The sequence below is a fragment of the Nonomuraea sp. NPDC049758 genome (genome assembly GCF_040674635.1).
GTDB lineage: Bacteria > Actinomycetota > Actinomycetes > Streptosporangiales > Streptosporangiaceae > Nonomuraea.
Map to the genome: position 1 here is coordinate 324,507 of NZ_JBFAMZ010000011.1, position 22,691 is coordinate 347,197.

The following is a 22,691-nucleotide window of genomic DNA, read 5'->3' on the forward strand; positions in this document are numbered from 1 at the left end:
GCACTGCTTGGGTCGCTGGTCACCTTGTGGAAGCGCACAGGCAGCAGCGGTCGAAGGAGAACGGCTGGTCGCCGGCCTCTTGCCAGATGCTCATCCTGTTCTTGTGCCAGGCACTGGGAACGATCAACCGGAGGAGGGCGAGCGCGACCACCTCCTCTGCTCCTGCCTTGAACAGCGTGTACGCAGCGCTCTGCATGTGGGCGCCGGACACGAACAGATCGTCCACCAGCAGCACGCGTTCGCCGCGCAGCGCCTGAGCGCCGTCCGGCGTTCCCATCATCTGGAAGGCTTCCGGGTGGGAGTCGCGTCCCGCAAGCACCGGTGCGTACCTGTCGTTCGGCAGGAGAACCGGCTTGTAGCGGGCTCGTAGTGCGCCGATCATGCCGATGACTCGAGGCATGATGTGGAACGCTTCGATGGGCCGATTGACCCGGGTGCTCGGAATGGTGGTGACCATGGTGAAGGGTCCGCCGGCCACCTGGGTGAGGCAGGCCTCGTGAGCGTCGTAGAAGCGGGACAAGGTAGCCGCCATCAAAGTCTCCGGCCTCAGCCGGCTCTTTCCGGCGGGGACGGCTTCTTTGCGAGCCATGAGCCTGAACAGCCCATTGTCATCGCCTTCTTCGACAGCCAGCGAGATCGACACCACGGGCTCCGCATGCCGGCGAAACCCGTTCACGGTGCGAGCGCAACTCGAGCAGATTTCGTACGGCTCGCCATCGGGCCTGTCGTTGGGCCCGGTGTGACAGATCCGGCACACCCCTGAGCGCACCGCCGGAACGTTCCTGAACAGCGGGATGACGGGGTCGGTTACCGCCCTGGCGCGGTCCATGGTCAGAACATGGTGGGTTGGGAGTCCATATCTACGAGATTGACCGCCTGCTGGCAGAAGTCGTCAATGTCCTGGACGGCAGTGATGCCTCCCCTGGAGGCCGCCTGGGCGACCCATGGTTGTTCTTCGTGAAGCTGCTGGGACACGAAGACAGGCTTGCCGGTCTTCAAGGCGTTCGTGACATGTCGCCGGCTGAAGCCGTCGTCCCGTCCGTCGACGACGTAGACGATCGCTGCCAATCCGCAGGTCACGATCGGAGTGAGGGCTGCCGTCCGGTCGGTGGGGGCGGTTCCGGGCCAGAACTGCGAGATCAGGGCGGCGTGCTCGTCTGTCTGTCGGGCGACAGTCGCGTACTGGCCTGGTTGCTGATCGATGCCTCTGTCCAGAACTCCTAGCGTCCGTCCACCGGCAAGGGCGGCGTTCTCCTGGACGGTCATGCCGAGTTCGGTGTGGAGCGCTGCGACTATGGTCAATCCTGCTGCTGAGAGAATGCGGGCGGTGGTGGCGGCGTGCTCGCGGTCATGTTCTCCGACGACGGCGACCGTGCGATGATCTCCCCGGGCGATGTGGCCCCGGACCCACAGGAACGGCTGATAGTTGTTCGTCCAGAACATATTGCCGGGATAGGTGTCGTCCAGCACGGTGACGAGGCGGACGCTGCGGGAGCTCATGGAGGCGAGGAGCTCGCGCGCCTGGTTCAGGTCGTCGTGCCGGACCATGCCTCTGATGGCGATGGCGTGTGCTCTGTCGTTGTCCTGAAGGCCGTCGAGTTCGCCGGCGAGAAGTTTCCGGGCGCTGCCGATGGCGGCGATGGCACGGGCGGTGTGGTGCCAGGGCTGGTCATGGGTGGCTTTTGTAAGGGCCAGGACTGCGGCCTGCTCGTCGATCGTGGTCATGCTCATCACCATCTCGAACGCGGATTCTGTGAACGTACGCTCTGACACCGACATTTGCGGCGACAGGATGCGTGGCGTGGGCGCCCATGATGCCGAGCTTCGCCAGACGGCACGCCGCAATCGCCGGAGGAGACGATGCCGGTTGGGGCTTTGACAACGCCGAGATGTGCGGCATACCGGTGGGTGATCCACCAGAACCATGCCGGATGGTCCGGTTCTGCGAGGCTACGTGGCCCAGCGCGGCGAGCCAGAGCACGATGACGAACGGCAGCACCTGCTCGCCCTGCTCCTCGTGGGCTTCGATGAGTTCGTTCTCCCCGACGGTGTGGGCCGGCGTCTCGCCGCTGGTGATCGACAGTGGCACGGCGACCAGTGCGATGGTGGCGACGAACAGCACCGCCGGCCACAGGCGGCGCGCCGCGGCGGGCCAGAAGGCCATCAAGATGGTGCCGAGCGCCGCGAGCGGCAGGCCCGCTCGTGCAGCCCGCCGGTGATCGCGACCGGCATGAGCGACCAGGCCATCACCTCCCGCTCCGCGGAGTCACGGCAACAGATTCGTCACTATGAGTATGTTCAAGAGCACAGAGAGTGAGGGTAATGAGATAGCGGAGTCCCACCACCGACAGGAGACCCCCATGCGTCCCCTCGCCCTGCTTGCGGTCCTGACCGCCGGCGCCACCCTCGCCATCGCCGCGCCCGCCGCAGCCCGCGCCCTTCACGCTGCCGACCCGCGCTGTCCCGACGATGCGGTCTGCTTCTGGACCGAGCCCGAATTCGAAGGCGAGCGGCAGGTCGTCCGCCCCGTCTCCGGCTCGCGTCCGTGTATTGCCACGCCCGAGGGGCATGCGGAATCGGCCGTCAACAACACCCGATTCTCCCGACTGCTGTACCTCGACCCCGACTGCTCCAACCGGCCTGTCGGGTTCATCCCGGCCGGTGAGAACACTCCCTTCCTCGATCCTCCCATCGCCGCTTGGCGGTGACCCGCCATCCGGCCAAGGGACGCGGCCTGACGCCACGCGCTGGGTCGCGCGAACTGAGGTCACCTGATTCTCTGGCGCGCGAACGCGCCGCTGCCCACACCGCCGGCCCGCCGACCCACCCGCTGCCGCGCCCTGACTCCCTACCGGCGCGACGCTGTTGCTCGCACCGGCGCGCCGAGGTCCCGCTGTCCGTTCCGCCCCCCTTGCAGGGGTGAACGCCTTCCCTCATGACCTGAGGAGGTCATCCGCCTTGAACATCGCCCGCCGTACTGCGGCCACCTTCGCGCCCTTGGCCGGCGCCCTGACCCTCGTGCTGGCCGCCGGCATCGCACAACCGGCCGCCGCGTCCGCTCAACCAGCCGCAGCCGACCTCGCCTGCCCGCCCGTGCTGGGCATCTGCGCCTACGACGTGGACGACAACCTCAGGGTCCTCTACGACGACGAGGCCGACATCATCCCGCCCATCGTCCGGGCGGCCAACCACAGCGACGACCCCTGGTGCTTCTACAACTGGTTCGGCTACGGCGGTGCCCGCCAAGAGCTCGCCCCTGGCCAGGTCGCCGACGACTTCGGCTTCGTCGTCCGCGCCGCTCGACGCGGACCGTGTGATTGACCATGCGACTCATGTGACCGGCTGACGCCGTGGCCTTCACCACTCGGAGGGGCAGTCCACTGCCGACATGATGCTGTGCCTGGTCGCGGCGATGGCCACGGGTCACTCATATCGTCCGCGGAGTCGGTGCGAGCGGCTCGACTCCGGATGATCGCCAATCGACCTGTGGCCGTCCCCGCCCGCGTGGCAGTACTCCTGCGTGAACTGGATCCGCAAGCCGCCGACGAGCACGCCGGGCCGGCGTGCTCAGGCGACGACGGGTTCGCCGCTCAGCGCGACGCCGGCCCGGCGCAACTCGTCCAACGCGGTGCGTGTGGTGTCGGCGGCGACGCCGGCGGTGTAGTCGAGCAGGACCTGAACCGTGAAGCCCGCGCGCGCTCCGTCCAGCGCGGTGGCCTTCACGCAGTGGTCGGTCGCGATGCCCACGACATCGAGGTCGGTGACATCACGGGCCTTCAGCCAGGCAGACAGCGTCTCGCCTTCCTCGGTCAAGCCCTCGAAACCGCTCTTGGAGGCGGAGTGAGCGCCCTTGTAGAACACCTCGTCGACGTGTCCGGAGGCGACGGCGGGCGCGAACTCCGGATGGAACTCGCCTCCCTCACTACCGACGACGCAATGCACGGGGAACGAGTTCTGGAAGTCGGGGTTGTCGGAGAAGTGCGCGCCCGGATCGATGTGGTGGTCGCGGGTGGCGACGACGAAGGCGTACTGCCCATCGGCGCGCCGGACCAGCTCGGTGATGGCGGCGGCCCGATCCGCGCCACCCTTCACCGGAACCTTGCCGCCCTCGCAGAAGTCCTTCTGCACATCGACGACGATCAGTGCACGATTCACGGATGATCCCCTTTCTGTATGTGTTGCTCTCCTGCGGGCGCCCTTCCGGCGGGCGGGCACATCACTCCCTGGATGTATGCCGACCGGAGACACGCACGGCAACGCGGCTCACCGCTCCGGATGAGGCCGCATCTGACCCATGGTTACAAACTGCTTATAGTGCATCACTATATGTGTTGTTCCTGTCCGGCGGCAGGAGGCGGGGTCCTGGCCGTAGCCTGTGACCGTTTCTGCAAGAGCCTGTACGTGCTGGCGCTGATCGACGATGAGGGCATGCGGCCATTCCGGCAGACAGGTCGACCTCCTTCCATCGTCGACCTCCTTCCATCGCAGTCCGACCGCCTGCCTCGGCGTAGCCCGCGAAGGGCGATCAACCGGTACAGCGCGAACAGTCGATGGCCGGCCGCCTGGGCGAGGAAGGCGAACGGGAGCCGGTGCAGGGCAAGCCGAAGACCGAGGCCAGTGGCCGCACCGTCGCGTTGGATGAGGACACCGTCGCCGCGCCGCGCTGCGCACGCACCGCAAACGGCAGGCGGCTGAGCGGCTGGCCGGGGGGAGACGTGGACGGACAGCGGGTTCGTCTTCACCGACGAGATCGGTCGACTACTGCATCCGCAGCAGGTCAGCGATCATTTCTCTCTGCTGTCCTTCCAGGCGGGGTTGCCGCCGGTGCGGCTGCATGACCTGCGCCACGGGGCCGCGTCGATCACGCTCGCTGCCGGAGTTGATCCGAAGGCCGTGCAGGAGACGCTTGGGCACGTCTCGTCCGCCTTCACCCGCGACACCGGCCTGAATGATCTACCGCCGACCATGACCAACAGCAAGACGGGAGATCCGAGGAACCCCAGGTCGGATACGGTGTTGGTGAGTAGGGCGGGTGGGACTTGAACCCACGACCCACGGATTATGAGAATCCTTGGTTCATGTCGCTTGCTGTCGCCGGGTGTCGTTTTGTATTGCTACGGATTGCATTCCGGCCCCATCGCATCAGTTCAGAGCGTGTTTCAGAAGATCGTTTATGCACGGCGTGGCAGCATGACGGCCAGCTCGTGGGCGGCCAAGGTGGCCGAATGCCCCCGCAGCGCAACCCTCAGACCTGACCGACGCCCAATGGGACCTCATCACGCCTCTGCTTCCCGAGCCCAACAGCGGCGGCCGTCCAGAGAAGCACCCGCGCCGGGAGATCGTCAACGCCATCCTGTACATGGTCCGTTCCGGCTGCCCATGGCGGTATCTGCCCACTGACCTGCCTCCCTGGCAGACCGTGTACTGGTACTTCCAGCAGTGGGAGCAGGCCGGCGTGACCGAGGCCCTGCTGCGCGAGCTGCGCATCAAGGCCCGCCGCCAGGACGGCCGCGACGACGAGCCGTCCGCCGGCATCATCGACTCCCAGAGCGTCAAGGGCGCCGACACCGTCGGGCGTGACAGCCGCGGCTATGACGCCGGTAAGAAGGTCAACGGCCGCAAGCGGTTCATCATCACCGACACCACCGGCCTGCTGGTCACCGTCGCGGTGATGGCGGCGAGCCGGCAGGACGGTGACGGTGCCAAGACCGCCTTGCTGTCGGCGTATCTGACGACCCCGATCCGGCACGTCTTCGCCGACCAGGGGTTTGCCGGCCGGTTGGTGGACTGGGTCCGCGACACCCTGCGTACAACGTTGGAGATCGTCCGCAAGCCCGCTGATCAGCGAGGCTTCAGCGTCATCGCACGGCGTTGGGTGGTGGAGAGGACGCTGGCTTGGCTGACTGCCTGTCGCCGTCTGGCCCGCGACTACGAACGAGACCCGAAGGTCTCCGAGGCCGTCATCTGCTGGGCTGCCATCGCCGGTATGGCCCGCCGTCTCACCCGCACGGGCCCCGCTCGGCGACAAGCCAGAATCGTCTGCGACTAACGAAGACCGCCGATCTCAAACACTCGCTCCGTAATAATGGCGCAGGATCCAACGGATATGCCTCTCACCTTGGCTCATGCAGAGGCCTCGGGGCTGAGGGGCCAGACTTCAGCCCTGTTGTCTATGCAGGCCAGAGGCATATCTGCTGGGTCACCGGCTTCATCGCGTCCAACATGTGACCGGTCAACCAGCGCCTCGACGCCCCGACGTCAGGTCCCGGCCGACGCGGTCGTCGCCGACACCGAGCCCGCGCACCTGCCACCTGGCCCGCGCGCCACCACCTCGCCGGCTCGCGCCCGCCGCGTCAAATGCCCGAGGCACCAGCTCTGGTCCGCCGGGTGCCGGAGGTGATGACCACCGTGCCCGCGCTCGTCAGCGACCATCGCTTCGACATCCCGGCTGCCACCCCTTGATCTGGAGCATGGCCTCGAAACCGGCCACCTGCGCTGTGAGCCAGCAAAGCCGCGTGTGCACATCGATCGGCTGTCGGCTACGCAGGTGGGGGACAAGGTGAGAGAAGACCAGGACGGCGTCCAGCAGCATCTGGAGCAACAGCTCGGCGAGGTACGGCTGGGCGCAGGACCTGAGGGGCCCCCAATGGGCGACCATGGTCGCTAGCTCTGTCCATTTTGGTGAGGCGTGGTCAGAGAAGGGACGGTTGTGCCCGGGACGTTCGCCAGGGGCACATGAGCCTTCATGGGCGCTTGCTGTATGAATGATCGCAACTGCGGTGATTCATCACGCAAGGCACGGACCAGGTGAGCGGAGGCGGTCTCGATGGCGGACGGCGACAAGGCCGCGGGACGGGTGATCTCCCCGATCCTGATCGGACGCGAGGAGGAGCTTCGCCGCCTGGTCGCGGCGGTGAGCCGGCCGCCCGCGGTGGTCGTGCTCGAAGGCGAGGCCGGTATCGGCAAGAGCAGGCTGTTGGCCGAGCTGGCGGCGCTGCCTGTGATGGCCGGCAGGCTGCTGCTGCGCGGCGGTGCCCGGCGTATCCGGGAACCGTTCCCCCTGGGCCCCGTGATCGAGGCGCTGCGCGGCACCGGCGACGCGCTGGCGCGCGCCGAACTGTCGCCGGTCGCGGGCGCGTTGCGCGCTCTGCTGCCCGAGCTGGCATCCGTGCTGCCGCCTGCGCTGAAGCCCCTGGACGACCGGGCCGCCGAACGTCACCAGCTGTTCCGCGGCCTGGCCGAGGTGCTGCGGGCGCTCGGCCCCGTTGTCCTGGTGGTGGAGGATCTGCACTGGGCCGACGAGCAGACGATCGAATTCCTCGCCTACGCGCTGGCGGTCCCGCTGCCGGAGATGTCGCTCGTGCTCGCCTACCGGGGGGAGGAGGCGGGCGGCTCGGTCCTGGAGGTGACCGGGCGTCCCGCGGACCCGGTCTTCCACGATCACATCCTGTTGAAGGCCCTGGACGCCGCGCAGACCGGCGCGATGGCCGCGGCGATACTGGGCGAGGCGGGCGTCACCGCGGACTTCGGCGCGCATCTGTATGAGCTTTCGTCGGGGCTTCCGCTGGCCATCCAGGAGTTGATGGCGCTGCTGCGGGCGCGCGGCGCGCTGATCAGGCTGCGCAGCGGGCGGTGGGCGCGCAAGGCGGTGGCCGAGCTCGACGTGCCGCCGGGCGTACGCGACTCGGTGCGTGAACGGGTGGCACGGCTGCCCGAGGTCGCGCGGGTCGTCGCGGAGGCGGCGGCGGTGCTGCACGTGCCGGTGCGGCTGGCGGAACTGGCCTCAGTGAGCAGGCTGACCAGGGCCGACACCGTGGCGGGGGCGGACGAGCTGCTGGTCTCCGGCCTGCTGGTCGAGCAGGCCGGAACGGTGGCGTTCCGGCACGTGCTCACCGCCCAGGCGGTGTACGGGGCGATCCCGCTCGGCCGGCGACAGGAGCTGCACGCGCGGGCCGCCGCGGCCGTACGGGCACTGAAGCCGGTGCCGCTCGGCCAGGAGGCCCACCACCTGCGCCAGGCCGGACGGCTGGCCGACTGGGTGGAGGCCGCCGAACAGGCAGCGGAACAGGCCTCGCAACTCGGCGACGACGCCGAGGCCGTCCGCATCCTGGAGGACGTCCTGCGCCACGCGCCCCTCGACCCGGAACGCCGAAGCCGCCTGGCGGTACGGCTGGGATGGGCCGCCCCGCAGGTGCTGCGCCCGCCGAAGGTCATCGACCTGCTGTCGCAGGCGCTGGAGTCGGAGCAACCGGGCCCGCTACGCGGCCAGCTGCACTTTCTCATCGGATTGCTCCAGGAAAGACTTGGCGAGGACCCCGGCGCGCAGCGCCGCGCCTTCACCGCCGCCGTCGACGACCTCGCCGGCCAGCCCGAGCTCGCGGCATGGGTGATGGCGGCGCTCGGCCGGCCGATGGACGCCCGGGTGCCGCTGGCCGAGCACATCGTGTGGCTGGAGCGGGCGCTGGCGGTGGTGCCGGCGATCGGCAACCCGGTCGAGGAGGTGTTCATCCTCGGCAAGATCGCGACCTCGCTGGGCGGGTACGGCGACCCCCGCTGGCTGGAACTGACCAGGGAGGTGCGCCGCAGGACCGGCGGCCGGCCACGGCACCGGCAGGAGGTGGGCGCCTACCGATCCATCGCCGAGAACGCCTGTCTCGCGGGGAACTACGAAGTCGCCGCCACCCTGCTGACCGCAGCGATGCGGGAGGCGGCCGGCGAGGAGTCCTCACGCGAGCCGCTGGCGCGCTGCCGCCTGGTCGCGCTCTTGCTGGCCTGCTGCCAAGGCCGGTGGGACGGCCTGGAGGAGGAGACCGCGCTCCTGCTCGAGGAGTACGGCGGCCGCCCGTTCGACCGTCTCGGCGCCGAGACCGTCGCGGCCTGCCTGGCGCTGGCGCGCGGCGAGCTCGACACCGCCCGGCGTGAGCTCCCCGACGTCGCCGGCAACGCCCTGGTCATGGGCGCCTATGAGCTGCTTCCGCTGTCGGTGGCCGGGTTCCTGCGGCTGTCCACGGCGAACGGCGAGGCCGGGGCCGCGCTCGCGGCGACCGAGGCGGCGGTCGCCGTGTGGGAGATCAAGGGGCTCTGGCCGCTGGCGGTGCGCGCGCTGCCCGCGCTCGCCGAGGCGATGGCGGCCGCCGACCGGCAGGAGGAGGCGCTCGCGCTGGTGGCCCGGCAGTCGGCACGGCTCGGCGACCTCGACGCGCCGATGGCCGCCCCGGCGCTGGCCCACGCACGCGCTCATCTCACGACCGGGGACGAGGCCGCGGCGGCGGACTTCCGCGCGGCGGCAGCCGGTTACGACCTGCTGGGCGCGCCGTACGAGGCGGCCCAGGCGCGCGAGCTGGCGGCCGGGCGCCTGTTCGCCGCCGGGTGCGCCGGAGCGGGAGAGCCGCTGCGGGAGGCGATGGCGACGTTCCGGGACCTGTCCGCCCGATGGGATCTCGACCGTGCCGCGCAGCTCGCCCGCAGGCACGGCGTGACGGTCAAGGGCCGCTTTCCCGGCGGCCCGCAGGGTTACGGTGCGGACCTGTCTCCCCGGGAACGCGAAATAGCCGACATGGCCGCCGCGGGCCTGACCAACCGGGAGATCGGCCAGCAGCTGTTCGTCTCCCCCAGAACGGTGGAGAAGCACCTCGGCGCCGCGTTGCGCAAGCTCGGGCTCCGCTCCCGCGCCGCCCTCGGCGCGCACCTCGGCCTGGAGCACCCCCGTAGTGACCCACCCCGTCCGTGAGCCGCGAATGGGGTGCCCTACCCATAGTCCTCACCGGCGGTGCGCACGAGGCTTATGGCATGTCCGAAACCGACTCCACCGACGGCGAACAGGGCGACGCCGTCCCAGCGCGGGAAGGACCGCCGGAGAAGCCGGTCATCGAACCCCTTGACGACGCCCCCGAAGGGTTCGAGCCCGTCTGATCTTCCCCCCTCTGCACCCGAAAGGGCAGTTCCGCATGTTCCCACGCAGATCACCGCATGATCCCCCCTCCCTCAGGCCACGCCGCACGAGTGCACTGCTCGTGGTCTCGGCTCTGGCGCTCGGCGCCCTCACGGTGCCCGGCACCCCCGCCCTCGCCGAGGAACCCGCTCCCACGCCGGGTCACACGCCGGGTCAGGTCACCGGCCCGGTCGCGCTGACCGGGCTGGGCCCGGGCGACCATACGATCACCCTGATCACCGGCGACCGGGTACGGCTCGGCGACGCGGGCGGCGGCAAGTACACCGTGCGCCCGGAGGCGCACGCCCGCCCCGACGGCACCACCGCCCGGCTGTCCGCGCTCGCCACCCCCAAGGGCGTGTACGTCACCCCGGGCGACGCCGTGCCCGCCATCAACTCCGGCCGCCTGGACCGGGAGCTGTTCAACGTCACCTATCTGGCCGAGAACGGCTACGCCGACGACAAGTCCAAGCAGCTGCCCGTCATCGTGCAGTACCCAGAACGGCACACCGACCAGGCCGTCGCCTCGGCGGCCGCGGCCATCCCGGCCAGCGAGCCCGTTCTCACGCTGGAAAGCGTGAACGCCTCGGCGATCCAGGTCACCAAGGCCGAGGCGGGCGCGTTCTGGAACGCGGTGCGAGCCGTACCCGACACCAAGGACGCCAACGGGATCGTCGGTCTGGCCAACGTGCCGGACACCCTGCGCGGCGGCATCGCCAAGGTGTGGCTGGACGGCAAGGTCAAGGCCGACCTCGCCGAGAGCGTCCCGATGATCGGCGCTCCGCAGGCGTGGGCCGGCGGCCACGACGGCGCCGGTGTGAAGGTCGCCGTCCTCGACACCGGCGTCGACGCGGCACACCCCGACCTGGCCGGCCGGATCACCGACAGCAAGTCCTTCATCCCCGGCCAGCAGGTGCGGGACGGCCACGGCCACGGCACCCACGTCGCCTCCACCATTGCCGGCTCCGGCGCGGCGGACGGCGGCAGGCACAAGGGCGTCGCACCCGGCGTCCGGCTGATCGTCGGCAAGGTGCTGTCCGATGAGGGGACAGGCAGCGACTCCCAGATCATCGAGGGCATGGAGTGGGCCGCGGCCTCCGGCGCCAAGGTGATCAGCATGAGCCTCGGCGGCGGGGCCACCGACGGCACCGACCCGATGAGCCAGGCGGTCGACACGCTCAGCGCGTCCTCAGGCACCCTGTTCGTGATCGCCGCGGGCAACACGGGCGCGGCGGGCGCCGAGACGGTCGCCACCCCCGGCACGGCCGACGCCGCGCTGACCGTGGCCGCCGTGGACAAGAGCGACGCGTGGGCGGCCTTCTCCAGCCAGGGACCGCGCGTCGGCGGCGGTCTCAAGCCGGACATCGCCGCCCCGGGCGTGGCCATCACCGCGGCGCGCGCCGCCGGCACCAGCATGGGGAGCCCGATCGACGAGCACTACACGGCCGCGAACGGCACCTCCATGGCCACCCCGCACGTCGCCGGAGCCGCCGCGATCATGGCACAGCTGCACCCGGACTGGACGGGCCCGCAGATCAAGGCAGCACTCATGTCGACCGCGAAGGACGACGCGCTCAGCGTGTACAAGCAGGGCGCCGGCCGCGTCGACGTGGCCAGGGCGTACGCCCAGCGGGTCTTCGCCACCACCGGAGGGATCGACTTCGGCGCGGTCGAGAGCGGCGCCGAGCCCATCACCAGGGAGCTGACCTACACCAACGGGGGCAGCGAGCCGGTCACCCTGAAGCTCACCGCCGAACTACGCAGGTCGGACGGCCGGGCGGTGGAGAGCGGGCTGAGCATCGCCGCGACAAGCCTCACCGTCCCCGCCGGAGGCACCGCCGCCACTGCCGCCACCGTCGATCCCAAGGCGCTGCCCGACCTGGACAACTACACCGGCGTCGTCACCGCGACCGCCGAGGGCGTCCAGTTGCGTACCGCCGTGGGCGTCGTCCGCGAGGTGCCCAAGGCCACCCTGACGATCCACACCCTGGGCCGCGACGGCAAGCCGCGCAGCCCGTGGGCCCAGGACACCATCGACATCACCGGCGGCAAGGGCTTCATCGGCGGGGTCGGCCTGATCGCCGAGGGCACCACGGTCGTCCGCGTGCCGCAGAGCGTCATCAGCGTGACGCAGCTCATCGAGTGGGTCGGCGACGACGACCGGGGCAACCTGGCGGTGCTGTCCGTGCCGGAGTTCACCGTCACCGGGGACACCGAGATCACGCTCGACGCCAGGAAGCTGGCGGAGATCCGCTTCACCACCCCGCAGCCGGCCGAGCCGTTGAGCAACTTCCCCTACCTGGCCTACCAGCGGACAACGGTCGACGGAACCCCCTTCATGGGGTTCATGTGGCCCAAGGACTCATGGACCCGGGTGTGGGCGCTGCCCACGGAGAAGGTCACCAAGGGCTCCTTCCGCTTCCACACCCGCTTCACCCTCGGCAAGGCCGAGGTCGCCATGAGCGTGCGCGGGCGGGACCGGCTCCCCTTGAGCCCGGCCTCGGCGCTGCACGGCTACAACACCTTCGGGGTGCACGAGCAGAGCGACGGCTTCCCCGACTTCCGGCCCTTCACCGGCACCCATGACCTGGAGCTCGTGGACGTCGGGGAGGGCAGGCCCGAGGAGCTCGCCGGCCGCGACCTGCGCGGCAAGCTCGTCCTGCTGGAGGCGCCGATGTCGCAGAACACGTTCGGCGACGCGTGCGGAGTCCAGATCGAGCGGATCGGCCCGATCCGCGACGCCGGCGCTGCCGCCATCGCGCACTTCCCCAAGCCCGGGACGGGATGCGCGATCCCGCTGAGCTTCACGCAGACCCCGTTCACCGGACAGGCCAAGCCGATCGGCATCCCGACGGTGTCCCTGCCCTCCCGCGAAGCCCTCGGCCTGCGCGACCGGCTCGCGGGCGGCAGGCAGGTCACCGTCCGGGTGACCGGTACCGAGGAGACGCCCTACAGCTACACCTTCGCCCCCTACGAAGAGGGCCGGGTGTCCCGCTCACTGCACTACACCTTCCGCGAGCGCGACCTGGCCAGGATCGACCTGGACACCCACGTCGTCGCCCCCAACCGCTACAACGACTGGCGTTACGCGCAGAAGGCCGACGACGTCATCCCGCTGTCGACCGGGCTCAGCGGGTGGGGCGGCCCCCGGCTCACCCTGCAGGAACGCCAGGACTGGGTCGGGCCGCTCGACTCCGGCCTCCTGTGGTCGCACGGCATGGAAGAGCAGCGCGGCGGGCCGACGGACGCCCGGATCCCGCAGTGGGCCCTGGAGATGTTCGACGAACCGGTCCGCGTCCGGCAGTCGTGGATGACCGCGCCGTTCACGCCCGGCGTCGCGACCGGCTCGGACAAGGTCTACGAGCTCGCCAAGCCGGGCGCCAACCTCGGCGCGCACCTGCGCTGCCTGATGTGCGTGCAGGGCGACAAGCTGTGGGCGGAGTTCGAGCCCAGCTACGGCTCGCCCGGCAGCAGGAAGCACAACGGCGACTACTGGCCGACGCCCGACCTGTCCAAGCCGGGCTTCGACGTCCGCCTCTACCGGGACGGCAAGGAGATCCCGCGCGCCTCGGTCAGCGGCTCCACCATCCTGCCGGTCTTCGCCCTGCCGAAGGACTCCGGCAGCTACCGGCTGACCGCCAAGAACGACCGGCACGACGTCGAGTGGGTCTTCAACACCCCGGTGACGGCTCAGCGCCTGCCCGGCTCCTTCTGCTCGCTCGATGTGCTGTACGGCACGGCGAAGCCCTGCAAGCCGGCCCCGGTCGTGTTCGTCAGCTACGACCTGGGCGACACCCTGGACGTCACCAACAGCGTGCGCGCCGGGCGGTCACACACCTTCACCGTCGCCCCCTACCACGCTCCGTCCCTGTCGAAGATGCCGGACATCGCCGGCCTGAGGTTGTGGGCCAGCACCGACGACGGCACCACCTACACCCCCGTCCCCGTCAAGCGCGACAAGGACGGCACTTACACCGCCACGGCCCGCTACCCCGCCCTCGGTGCCACCAAGGGCGCGGTGACTCTCAAGGTCGAAGCCTGGGACAAGGCGGGCAACACCCTCAAGCAGACCACCATCCGAGCCTTCAACCTACGCAAGTGACCACCTGACCATCGCCCGGCCGGACTCCCGCCGTCCGGCCGGGCTCTTGGATCAAGGGCGGGATCGCCGGCGCCGGGATGACGCTGGGTGAATGGCCGTATCCGCCCGATCCTTCCCGAGTACTGCGGCAGGCCCCCTTGCAGGGGCCCTCCTCCTGAGTGTGACCCAACCGCCAGGAAAATCTACAAAGTACAGGCCTGCCCAGCGCACACCCCTTCACCAGTCCGACTATCGTGCGGTGCCGTGGGAGGCGAGCATCTGCCCCCGTCCGCCGCCTCCAGCCCCGACGCCCCGGTGAACTAGGCGGTGCCGGTGAAGGTCGCCTTGTTGAAGACGGCGTGGTCGGTAAGCAATGCAACAAGGACAACTCCATCTGCACGTTCTCCCTCAACAACGCCGACACATGGTTGATCGCGGGAATGCTGCTCGCGGTGGGAGGAGCGGCCGGCGTCTGCGCCTTGTCTACCGCGGCAACTGTGATCGGGCTGCCGCTGTCGGCAATCTGCACCGTGGCAGGGGTCATAGCCGGATTGGCTGGCGGCGCGCTGGGCTACCTCAACAGGAACAACCACGGCATCTGGATCAAGGTCACCGTCACCCCGCCGTACGTGTATCGAGGCGTGCCGCATCAGGGCGATCCAGTCGTCACCTGGGGATCCCAATGAAGCCCGGCGGACGACTTCGGCCTCTTACAAAGGCGCTGGGCATGGCGGCGGCGGTGCTCTGTTTCGTGACGGCGGCGTTCATCTTCTCCACACTGCCGGACGTCCCACCGGGCACGTTCGCTCTCGTACTGGTGTCGGTGACCCTTCTCATCACGAGCCTGGTTCTTTCGGTTCGCGACCGATTGCACCGCGACGACCAAAGGCGGGATTGACTTGTTGGTAGCCCAGGTTGCGCAGCAACATCTCCCGCTCCGCCATGTGATGGCCCAACTGCCGGTCAGGGCCGCCGTCGGCGTGCCGCGCCAAGTTCAGCAGATGCCCCGCGTCGACGAGGCGACGAGGGCCTGCGTCCAGATCATGGCGGAGTTGGGCAACCGCGCTGCCGTGGCCGATTCGGATCTTCCCGGCAAGGTTCGCAACAGCAGGGTCACCGCGTGAGCCCGACCCTCACATGTTCGAGCGGGACTCGGTGACGGGGGTCAGACCCGGGCTTGTTCTTCGAGCTCGGCCTGTGTGGCCCGGGCCGGCTTCGACTTACGGCGGGTGGGCATCCACCAGTTGGCCTTGCCGCACAGCTCCATGACTGCCGGGACGAGGACCATCCGGACGATGGTGGCGTCGATGAGTACGGCGACGGCCATCCCCAGGCCGCCCTGTTTGACGGCGATGTCAGGCCCGAGCAGCGAGGTGGTGAAGACGGCGACCATGATTGCGGCCGCAGCTGTGATGACCTTGGCGGTCCCCGCCAGCCCTCGGGCAACCGCTGTGCGGGTGTCGCCGGTTCGCTCGTACTCCTCACGGACCCGTGAGATCAGGAAGACCTGGTAGTCCATCGACAGGCCGAACAGGACCGGGAACATCATCATCGGGACCCAGGTCGTGACCGGCATGGCGGCGGGGAAGCCGAGGGCGGGGCCGAGCCATCCCCACTGGACGACCGCGACGATCACGCCGTAGGCGGCGCCGATGGACAGCAGGTTCATCACGGCGGCCTGCAGCGCGATCGTGATCGACCGGACCAGCGCGATCAGCAGCACCATGGAGATCGCGATGACGACTGCGATCATCAGGGGCAGGCGGGAGCCGGACTCCTCGGCGAGGTCGATGGTGGCGGCGTTCGGGCCTCCGATGAGCACTGATCGGCCGCCGGGCGCATTGGGCAGCACGTTGTCGCGGAGCTTGTGCACCAGGTTCGCGGTCGCCTCGTCCTGATACCCGGTCTCAGGGAAGGCGATGAAGGTGGCGGCCTGCCCGTCCTTGCTGACCCGGGCTGGCGTGGCGTAGGCGATGCCGTCGGTGTTGCGGATCGTTTCGACGACGGGACTCAGGTCGGCGTCGGTGGAGTCGACCTTCGTGGTGAAGATCAGCGGTGCGCTGTAGCCGGGGCCGAAGCCTTCGGAGAGGATCTTGTAGGAGGTGTGGCTGCTCCTGTCGTGAGGCTGGACGCTGGCGTCAGGCTGGCTCAGCCGCATGGACAGCGTGGGTGCGGCCAGCACCAGCAGCGCCGCGCCGGCCAGCGTCGCGGCGATCACCGGCCTGCGCTGGACCGTGCCGGCCCAGCGCTCGGCAGGGGTACGTCGCTGCTGGGACGGATCGGTGACGGACCGGTTCCCGCGGGGTGTGCGACGGGGCAGGCGCAGTGAGTTGATCTTGTAGCCGGTGAAGCCCAGGAACGCGGGCAGCAGGGTCACCGCGGCGATCATCGTCACCAGCACGATCACCGACGTGGCGACGGCCACCCCGGTCATCAACCGCTGTCCCATGACGGCCAGGCCGAGCAACGCGATCACGACGGTGACGCCGGCGAACAGCACCGCGTGACCGGCCGTGGTGATGGCCTTGATCGTGGCGCTCTCGGGGTCATCGCCATCCTTCAGGCTGTCCTTGTACCGGGTCACGATGAACAGGGCGTAGTCGATGCCGACACCGAGTCCGATCATCGCGCCGAAGGCCAACGTGAAATCGGGCCCGGGAACCAGGTACCCGACCAGCTTCATCAGCGCGAGGCCGGCCACGATCGCCAGGAGGGCGGTCACGATCGGCAAGCCCATGGCCACCAGCGAGCCGAAGGCGATGAACAAGATCACCGCTGCCGCCAAGAGGCCGACGCTCTCGGCCGGGCCCTGCGGGGGCGTCTCGGCCTTCTCCGCCATGTACCCGCTCAGGGCAAGCGTGACGTCGCCGTCGGAGGCCGCCTTGACCATGTCCACCAGGGGCTTGACCTCGGTCTTGTCCACCTCCTTGTCGCTCAGCGGGATGGTCGTACGGGCGATCCGACGGTCCGCCGTCACCAGGTTCTTGTCGTCATACGGCGACGTCATCGGCCCGGAGACCGGAGAGTCGGCGAGCCCGGCGAGGACCTTCTCGATCTTCTGCCGGGCGGTGGGATCATCGATTCCCTTCTCCGCCTTGATCGCGAGGGTCAGCGTGTCGCCTTGCTGCTCGGGGAAATGCCGCTCGATCAGTTCCTGCGCCTTGGCGGATTCGGAGTTTCCGCCGGAGAAGTCGTTGTCGGGGGCTGCGCCGTATCCGAAGCCGACCAATGCCACGGCGATCACACCGACGATCCAGGTGAGCAGCACCAGACGGCGGCGCCGATAACAGAACCGGGCCAGCCTCCCCAGCGCTCCATCGGTACGGGAAGTCTCGGCTCTCAATTCTTCTCCTCAAGTCGTTTTGTGAATGGGGCAGATTCCAGCCTGAATTCGCAGGTCATCCCTTTTCCTGAGTTCGGTCGGCGTGCTCGGGCAGGTGGTGACACCTGAGCAGGGCGAGTGATCAGGTGTCGCCAGGGCCGGAGCTGTCTCGTCGGTGGGCGGCCCTTCGCCCGATGTGCTCTCGTGGCACGCTGGATCAGGAGACCTTGACCTGACCGTCGATCACCTTCACCGGGATCTCGATCAGCGGTGCGCGCGCCGGCCCTCCGGTCACCTGTCCGTTCCCATCGAAGGTGGAGCCGTGGCAAGGGCAGCGAAACCCAGGACCGACGTAGGAGACCGGGCAGCCCTGATGGGTGCACCTGGCATTGAACGCCAGGAACAGGTCCGGGGCCGGGTGCAGGAGATAGGCGGGTGCCCCGCTTGGCGCGGTGAAGCTCTTCGACGATCCGACGGCGATGTCGGCGGCGGCAGCGATCATCGGCCCGCTCCCCGCCCCAGGGCTTGCTGAGTCCCCCGGCGAGCCGGCGGGGCGCCGTGCGAGTGCCAGCGCGCTCCCCGCGGCCACACCGACAGCGGCCGTCGTCGTCGCGATCAGACCGCCCCGAAGCGCGGTACGTCGCTTGACGTCGTTCTGTACGGCCGCACTTTCGTCCGGCGTGCTGCGCATCGGCAGCCCGAGCTTGTGACGCACTTTCGCACGCAGCCAGGCGGTCAACGACAACACCCCGGCGTCGCCCATCATCAGCAGCGGGGTCCATGCGAAAGCGAAAACAATGTCGGCACCGTAATAGTAGGGACGGGTCGTCCAGCTCGCCGTCAGGAAGAAGCCGACCGACAGGAGGACGCCGCCGAGAGCGGCGAGCCGGGGGAACAGTCCGAGGACGGTACCGAGTCCGACCGCGATCTCCCCGAAGGCGATCGTCAGGCCTGTGACGACCCAGTGGTCGGCGGCCAGCGACAGCAGTGTTCCGATCGGGGAGGTCTCGGCGGCCTGCAGCATCTGGGAGTGGACGCCGAGCGGTGCGGTTTCGTCCAAGTAGTGCGTGTCGAAGAGCTTGGAAACACCGGCGTACACGAGGGTGCCGCCGAGAAAGGCGCGCAGCGGCAGCAGCGCCCAGAGCGGTGACCGCATCGGGGAATCCCCGCGCATCGTGGTCATTCGGTGGCTGAGGTGATCATGAAGCCGGTGCACATTTCGTCGCTTGAGCCGTCGCCCCAGACCACGTATCGCGGCGGGAGCTTGCTCAGCGACGGCACTTGCCGCCGCAGGGTGGCGTCGTGGCTGCAAGTGACCCGCAGCGTGTCTCCTGGCTTGACGTCGACAGGGTCGGGCAACGGCTGGGTTTTCTGGTTGTCGAAGTCGAATTCGGGGACGTCGAGCAAGGTCTGAGCCCGCGCGGTGCCGGGGTTGAGTTCGACCTTGATCGAGCGCCCGAGCATGTGCATGTGTCCCAACGCCGCGTACACCGTCATGGGCTGTCGTACCGGATGGTCGCAGTGCTGGGTGTTGCCGGGCACCGGCTTGCCGTTGCCGCAGAGTTCCAGCAGCTGCTGCGCGATTCCCCCGACTCTGTCACCGAAGCGCTTGGTGACATCCGCGACCGACGCGGCGCGGTCGCACAGCGCACCGGACTCACCACTGGCACAGGGCAGTTCGATCGGCGCCTGCAGGGGCAGCGTGCGGAGCGGTTCGGTGGCCGATGTGCCGTCGGTCAGTCGCAACCGGACGCTGGGCCGGTCCGTTTCGCCCGGGCGGCCGTTGGTGGCCAGCAGGTTGTAATGCGCCTGAACGACTATCAGGCTGCCGGGCTTGACGGGGAAGCCGACGTCCTGCTTGAGGACGCTCTCCGTGCCGTTGGGGGTCCAGGCGCTGGCGTAGGTCCCCGCCACCCGGCCCAGCCCGGTGTCGCCGAAACAGGTCCAGCCCGGGCCCGGCGTCTCGGCGTCCTTGGCGTGCGCCGGTGTCGCGGCCTCGGGGCCGATCACCTGGACGACGGCGTGGTGCACGAGCTTCGCGTTCTGGGGCTGGAACAGGGCTCCGGTCAGGAACATCGGCTTGGTCACGTGTGGATCGACCAGCAGGCACCGGTAGTCGTCGGTGCCGCCGTTGGGAGCGGACGGCGTATAGGACTCCGGCATGGTCAGGTTGAGGAACCGTTCGCCGGTTCGCAACGGCTGCGATGCCACGGGAGAGGAGGCGCCATGGCCGACGTGCGGGGCGTCCGCCGCAGAATCCGCGGAGTCCGACGCACAGGCGGTGAGACCCGTCGCCATGGTCAGCGAACACGCTGCCAGGGCGATCATTCGCCGGTGCTTCATCCGTTTCCTCATGATGACCTCTCGCGTCTGGGGTGTTTCCCGGAGATTCCTGGCGCCTTCGAGTCGTCCGGATCCATGACCTTCGCCTGCTCGGCGACGGCATCCGGCTGACAGGCTGCTCATGGAGGTGTTCGTAGGTCTTGCGTGGATTCCATCGTCGCGTTGCCGAGCGTCCGCCGCCTCCGACGGCGGACGGCAGCGTCTACGCAGTTCTACGTAGACGCCCTCGTGCCCGGCTACGTCCGTCGTCGTAGGCGGTCGCGCTTGTGGGCGGAGTGTTCTCACGTGCGGGAACCGTAGGATCACGGCATGAAACCTCGCGTGGTGTCGCTGCGCCTGCCGCTGCCTGCGCAGGAGGCGTTGCTCGCGCTGCTCATCACGGTGATGCAGGTTCAGGGCACGATCGTCCGCAATGCCGACGAGGTGGTACAGCGTCCTCTTGCCGACCTCGGACACCTGGGATATGTCCTGCTGATCGTGAGTGGCGTGGTCATCGCCTTCCGCCGTCGGTGGCCGGTGCCGGTGTTCGTCACCACCGCGCTCACCAGCTTGGTGTACTACGGCCTCGACTTCCCGGACGGGCCCAGTGCGCTCGCGCTCGTGGTCGCCCTGTACACCCTCGCCGCCTTTGGCGACGGGCGCCGGTCGCTGGTGATCGCCGGCGTGGGCACCTCGGTACTGGCCATCGGCTGGCTGGTCGCCGCGGCCGACATCGAGCCACGCGTCGCCATCGGCTGGGTGTACTTCCGCATCGGCGCGTCGGTCATGAGCGCGGCACTCGGCGAGTCCTTCCGGTCCCGGCAGGTCATCGCCGCCGAAGCTCAGGAGCGCGCCGATTTGGCTGAACGGACTCGCGAGGAGGAGGCGCGGGCACGGGTCGACGCCGAACGGCTCCGGATCGCCCGTGAAGTCCACGACACCGTCGCACACGCCATAGCGATCATCAACGTCCAGTCCGGTGTCACCGCGCACGTGCTCGACAAGCGGCCGGAAGTGGCGCGCGAGGCGCTGCGCGTCATCGAGCAGACCAGCTCCCGGGCGCTGCGGGAGATGCGGGCCATCCTCGGGGTGCTCCGCGACGACGGCGGCGACGACAACAGCAACGGGCGCGTGCCGTACCCCGGGCTGGGGCAGATCGACGAACTGGCCGCCAAGGCACGTGAGGCGGGACTCGACATCAAGGTCAAGGAGACCTCGCCCGCGGTGCCGCTGCCGAGCGCGGTGGGAAGTGCCGCCTTCCGCATCCTTCAGGAATCGATCACCAACGTGGTCCGCCACGTCGGTCCGACTCGGGTGACGGTGGCGCTGAACCCCGGGGTCGAGGTCTTGGAGATCCGTGTGACCGACGAGGGCCGCCGTACCGCCACAGATCACGACTCCGCGGATCCACGCCCAGCGGGCCGGCATGCGAGCGGCACGGGCAGCTCGGCCACGTCCGGCCGCGGGATCGTCGGCATGCGCGAGCGCTGCCGGCTGCTGGGCGGAGAACTCGACGCCGGGCCGATTCCAGGCGGCGGGTTCGAAGTCAAGGCACGGCTGCCCCTCGCGCCGAACGGAGCGCGCCTATGAACGCGGCGGCCGTCTCACGCTTGACCAACGCTCCGATCAAGGTGCTGCTCGCCGATGACGAGAGGCTGGTGCGATCCGGGTTCAAGGTCCTGCTCGACCTCGAGGACGACATCATTGTGGTGGGGGAAGCCACCAACGGCGCCGAAGCCGTCGAGCGGGCCCGCGCCACCCGCCCCGACGTCGTCCTCATGGACATCCGCATGCCGAAGCTGGACGGCATCCAAGCCACCGCCCAAATCGCCGAGACGCACGGGTTGGAGCAGGTCCGCGTCCTCATCCTCACCACCTACGACACCGACGAGTACGTCTTCGAGGCACTGCAAGCCGGCGCCAGCGGCTTCCTGCTCAAAGACGCCGGCCCGGCCGAGCTGCTGCATGCCATCCGGGTGATCACCGCCGGAGACGCGCTGCTCGCACCACGGGTCACCCGACGCCTCATCGCGCAGGTCACCGCGCGACGAAGAGCCGCCCAGGCCGGAGAGGGCCGGCTCGCGGTGCTGACCCAGCGCGAGCGCGAAGTGCTGGCCCTGGTGGGACAGGGCCTGAGCAACGACGAGATCGGTGCCGCGTTGTTTCTCAGCCCGGCCACCGCACGCACCCATGTCAGCCGCGCGATGACGAAACTGGCTGCGCGCGACCGTGCCCAACTGGTCGTCATCGCTTACCAAACAGGACTGGTCAGCCCTGCGATGTAGGGCACGGCCACGCCGCGACCGAGAGTAGAAGATCCTGTCCTTGTCGAAGGCCGCGGCCTGACCGTCGTAGCACTTCGAGGGCGGACGGCTCCGCACCGGTCGCGTGCAGCCTCAGGAACGGTTCCAGCCAGACCGGCGGCATGCCGTGGGCCGAGGTCAGCGTCGACATCGGTGCGGCGCGGCGAGTTGACCGCAGGGCATGGGCGCGGGTCAAGGCCGGCTGGCGATGAAGGCGAAGGCCAGCGGTCACGGTCGCGTCTACCAGGCGTTCGAACCGTTCACCCGCAGCCAAGACGACGGTAGAGCCGGCTGCCTGGGGAATCGACCGAAATCGCAGAGAAGCGCCGTTTGGTCACCTCTGCCCTCGATCACCGGGCAACCAAGACGTGGCCGACCAAGGCTCGCCGGGGCATCGCGGACGATCGAGCCCTCGTTACCGCACATGGTGGGTCACTGCTGGTGCAGAAACAGGATCACGACGCGGGGTCGCGGAGCCGTCCCGCAAACGACCGTTGCGAATCCGCGTTCGTCGTGGGGAACCTGGTCTGTCTCGCGGTTGCGGCGTTCATCGCGTGGGGCCGCCGGCCTCTGGCTCTCCACCGGCTGACGGGCGGCACCACCCTTCCGGCGGGAGGAGCGGTGGCCAACCATGGAGTGAGCTTGTTCCGCTTTGACGGACACCATCGTTGTGGTGTTCAGGCTGCTGCGGCAGCCTCGTAGTCGGCGGGGCTACGGTAGCCCAGGCTGCTG

The 22,691-nt window shown here is 69.0% G+C and carries 18 protein-coding genes and 1 pseudogene; 12 read left to right on the top strand and 7 right to left on the bottom strand.

Annotation, left to right across the window (positions count from 1 at the left end):
* Window positions 1-19 precede the first annotated feature (19 nt).
* The 3 genes from AB0J46_RS28770 to AB0J46_RS28780 are packed head-to-tail and all read right to left on the bottom strand — an operon-like array spanning window position 20 to window position 2,164.
* Window positions 20-829, bottom strand: a complete 810-nt coding sequence (locus AB0J46_RS28770) for a phosphoribosyltransferase (RefSeq protein ID WP_364337201.1) — start codon at window positions 827-829, stop codon at window positions 20-22.
* A 2-nt stretch (window positions 830-831) separates the two neighbouring features.
* Window positions 832-1,725 carry a DNA-processing protein DprA gene (locus AB0J46_RS28775; protein ID WP_364337203.1) on the bottom strand — a complete coding sequence of 298 codons (894 nt, stop codon included), beginning with the start codon at window positions 1,723-1,725 and terminating at the stop codon, window positions 832-834.
* Window positions 1,670-2,164, bottom strand: a complete 495-nt coding sequence (locus tag AB0J46_RS28780; RefSeq protein ID WP_364337205.1) for a hypothetical protein — start codon at window positions 2,162-2,164, stop codon at window positions 1,670-1,672. Before AB0J46_RS28780 ends, AB0J46_RS28775 begins: the two co-directional genes overlap by 56 nt.
* A gap of 196 nt (window positions 2,165-2,360) precedes the next feature.
* Between AB0J46_RS28780 and AB0J46_RS28785 the strand changes: the two genes are divergently transcribed.
* Together AB0J46_RS28785 and AB0J46_RS28790 are read left to right on the top strand one after the other, a co-directional pair.
* Window positions 2,361-2,708, top strand: coding sequence for a peptidase inhibitor family I36 protein (locus AB0J46_RS28785; protein WP_364337207.1), 348 nt, complete (start codon window positions 2,361-2,363; stop codon window positions 2,706-2,708).
* Between the two features lie 250 nt (window positions 2,709-2,958).
* Window positions 2,959-3,321, top strand: a complete 363-nt coding sequence (locus AB0J46_RS28790; RefSeq protein WP_364337209.1) for a hypothetical protein — start codon at window positions 2,959-2,961, stop codon at window positions 3,319-3,321.
* A 246-nt stretch (window positions 3,322-3,567) separates the two neighbouring features.
* Here AB0J46_RS28790 and AB0J46_RS28795 read toward each other — a convergent pair whose 3' ends face one another.
* Window positions 3,568-4,155, bottom strand: coding sequence for an isochorismatase family protein (locus AB0J46_RS28795; RefSeq protein ID WP_364337211.1), 588 nt, complete (start codon window positions 4,153-4,155; stop codon window positions 3,568-3,570).
* 576 nt (window positions 4,156-4,731) lie between these two features.
* Between AB0J46_RS28795 and AB0J46_RS28800 the strand changes: the two are divergent.
* The 8 genes and pseudogenes from AB0J46_RS28800 to AB0J46_RS28835 form a co-directional block, all read left to right on the top strand.
* A pseudogene (locus tag AB0J46_RS28800) lies at window positions 4,732-5,043 on the top strand (tyrosine-type recombinase/integrase); the annotation flags it as partial.
* A gap of 208 nt (window positions 5,044-5,251) precedes the next feature.
* Window positions 5,252-6,049 (top strand): IS5 family transposase, encoded by a 798-nt coding sequence (locus tag AB0J46_RS28805; RefSeq protein WP_364337239.1) that lies wholly within the window; start codon window positions 5,252-5,254, stop codon window positions 6,047-6,049.
* Window positions 6,050-6,826: 777 nt separating this feature from the next.
* The gene (locus AB0J46_RS28810) at window positions 6,827-9,730 is read left to right on the top strand and encodes an AAA family ATPase (RefSeq protein ID WP_364337213.1); all 2,904 of its coding nucleotides are present in this window, start codon (window positions 6,827-6,829) and stop codon (window positions 9,728-9,730) included.
* Window positions 9,731-9,789: 59 nt separating this feature from the next.
* Complete coding sequence (locus AB0J46_RS28815) at window positions 9,790-9,912, top strand: hypothetical protein (protein WP_364337215.1); 123 nt, start codon at window positions 9,790-9,792, stop codon at window positions 9,910-9,912.
* Between the two features lie 101 nt (window positions 9,913-10,013).
* Window positions 10,014-14,033, top strand: a complete 4,020-nt coding sequence (locus tag AB0J46_RS28820) for a S8 family serine peptidase (RefSeq protein WP_364337217.1) — start codon at window positions 10,014-10,016, stop codon at window positions 14,031-14,033.
* Window positions 14,034-14,371: 338 nt separating this feature from the next.
* Entirely contained in the window at window positions 14,372-14,698 is a 327-nt protein-coding gene (locus tag AB0J46_RS28825) for a hypothetical protein (RefSeq protein WP_364337218.1), read from the top strand.
* A 41-nt stretch (window positions 14,699-14,739) separates the two neighbouring features.
* On the top strand, window positions 14,740-14,910 hold the full coding sequence (locus AB0J46_RS28830; RefSeq protein ID WP_364337220.1) for a hypothetical protein: 171 nt from the start codon (window positions 14,740-14,742) through the stop codon (window positions 14,908-14,910).
* Window position 14,911: 1 nt separating this feature from the next.
* Window positions 14,912-15,136: a hypothetical protein gene (locus AB0J46_RS28835; RefSeq protein ID WP_364337223.1), complete on the top strand. Its 225-nt coding sequence runs from the start codon at window positions 14,912-14,914 to the stop codon at window positions 15,134-15,136.
* A 41-nt stretch (window positions 15,137-15,177) separates the two neighbouring features.
* Here AB0J46_RS28835 and AB0J46_RS28840 read toward each other — a convergent pair whose 3' ends face one another.
* The 3 genes from AB0J46_RS28840 to AB0J46_RS28850 all read right to left on the bottom strand — a co-directional run bounded on the left by AB0J46_RS28840 (window position 15,178) and on the right by AB0J46_RS28850 (window position 19,662).
* Complete coding sequence (locus AB0J46_RS28840; RefSeq protein ID WP_364337225.1) at window positions 15,178-17,355, bottom strand: MMPL family transporter; 2,178 nt, start codon at window positions 17,353-17,355, stop codon at window positions 15,178-15,180.
* 196 nt (window positions 17,356-17,551) lie between these two features.
* Window positions 17,552-18,490, bottom strand: a complete 939-nt coding sequence (locus AB0J46_RS28845; protein WP_364337227.1) for a Rieske 2Fe-2S domain-containing protein — start codon at window positions 18,488-18,490, stop codon at window positions 17,552-17,554.
* A 23-nt stretch (window positions 18,491-18,513) separates the two neighbouring features.
* Complete coding sequence (locus AB0J46_RS28850; RefSeq protein WP_364337229.1) at window positions 18,514-19,662, bottom strand: monooxygenase; 1,149 nt, start codon at window positions 19,660-19,662, stop codon at window positions 18,514-18,516.
* A 324-nt stretch (window positions 19,663-19,986) separates the two neighbouring features.
* Between AB0J46_RS28850 and AB0J46_RS28855 the strand changes: the two genes are divergently transcribed.
* Both AB0J46_RS28855 and AB0J46_RS28860 read left to right on the top strand, forming a co-directional pair.
* Complete coding sequence (locus AB0J46_RS28855) at window positions 19,987-21,246, top strand: sensor histidine kinase (protein ID WP_364337231.1); 1,260 nt, start codon at window positions 19,987-19,989, stop codon at window positions 21,244-21,246.
* Window positions 21,243-21,941 carry a response regulator transcription factor gene (locus AB0J46_RS28860; protein WP_364337233.1) on the top strand — a complete coding sequence of 233 codons (699 nt, stop codon included), beginning with the start codon at window positions 21,243-21,245 and terminating at the stop codon, window positions 21,939-21,941. Before AB0J46_RS28855 ends, AB0J46_RS28860 begins: the two co-directional genes overlap by 4 nt.
* The last annotated feature ends 750 nt before the right edge of the window (window positions 21,942-22,691 follow it).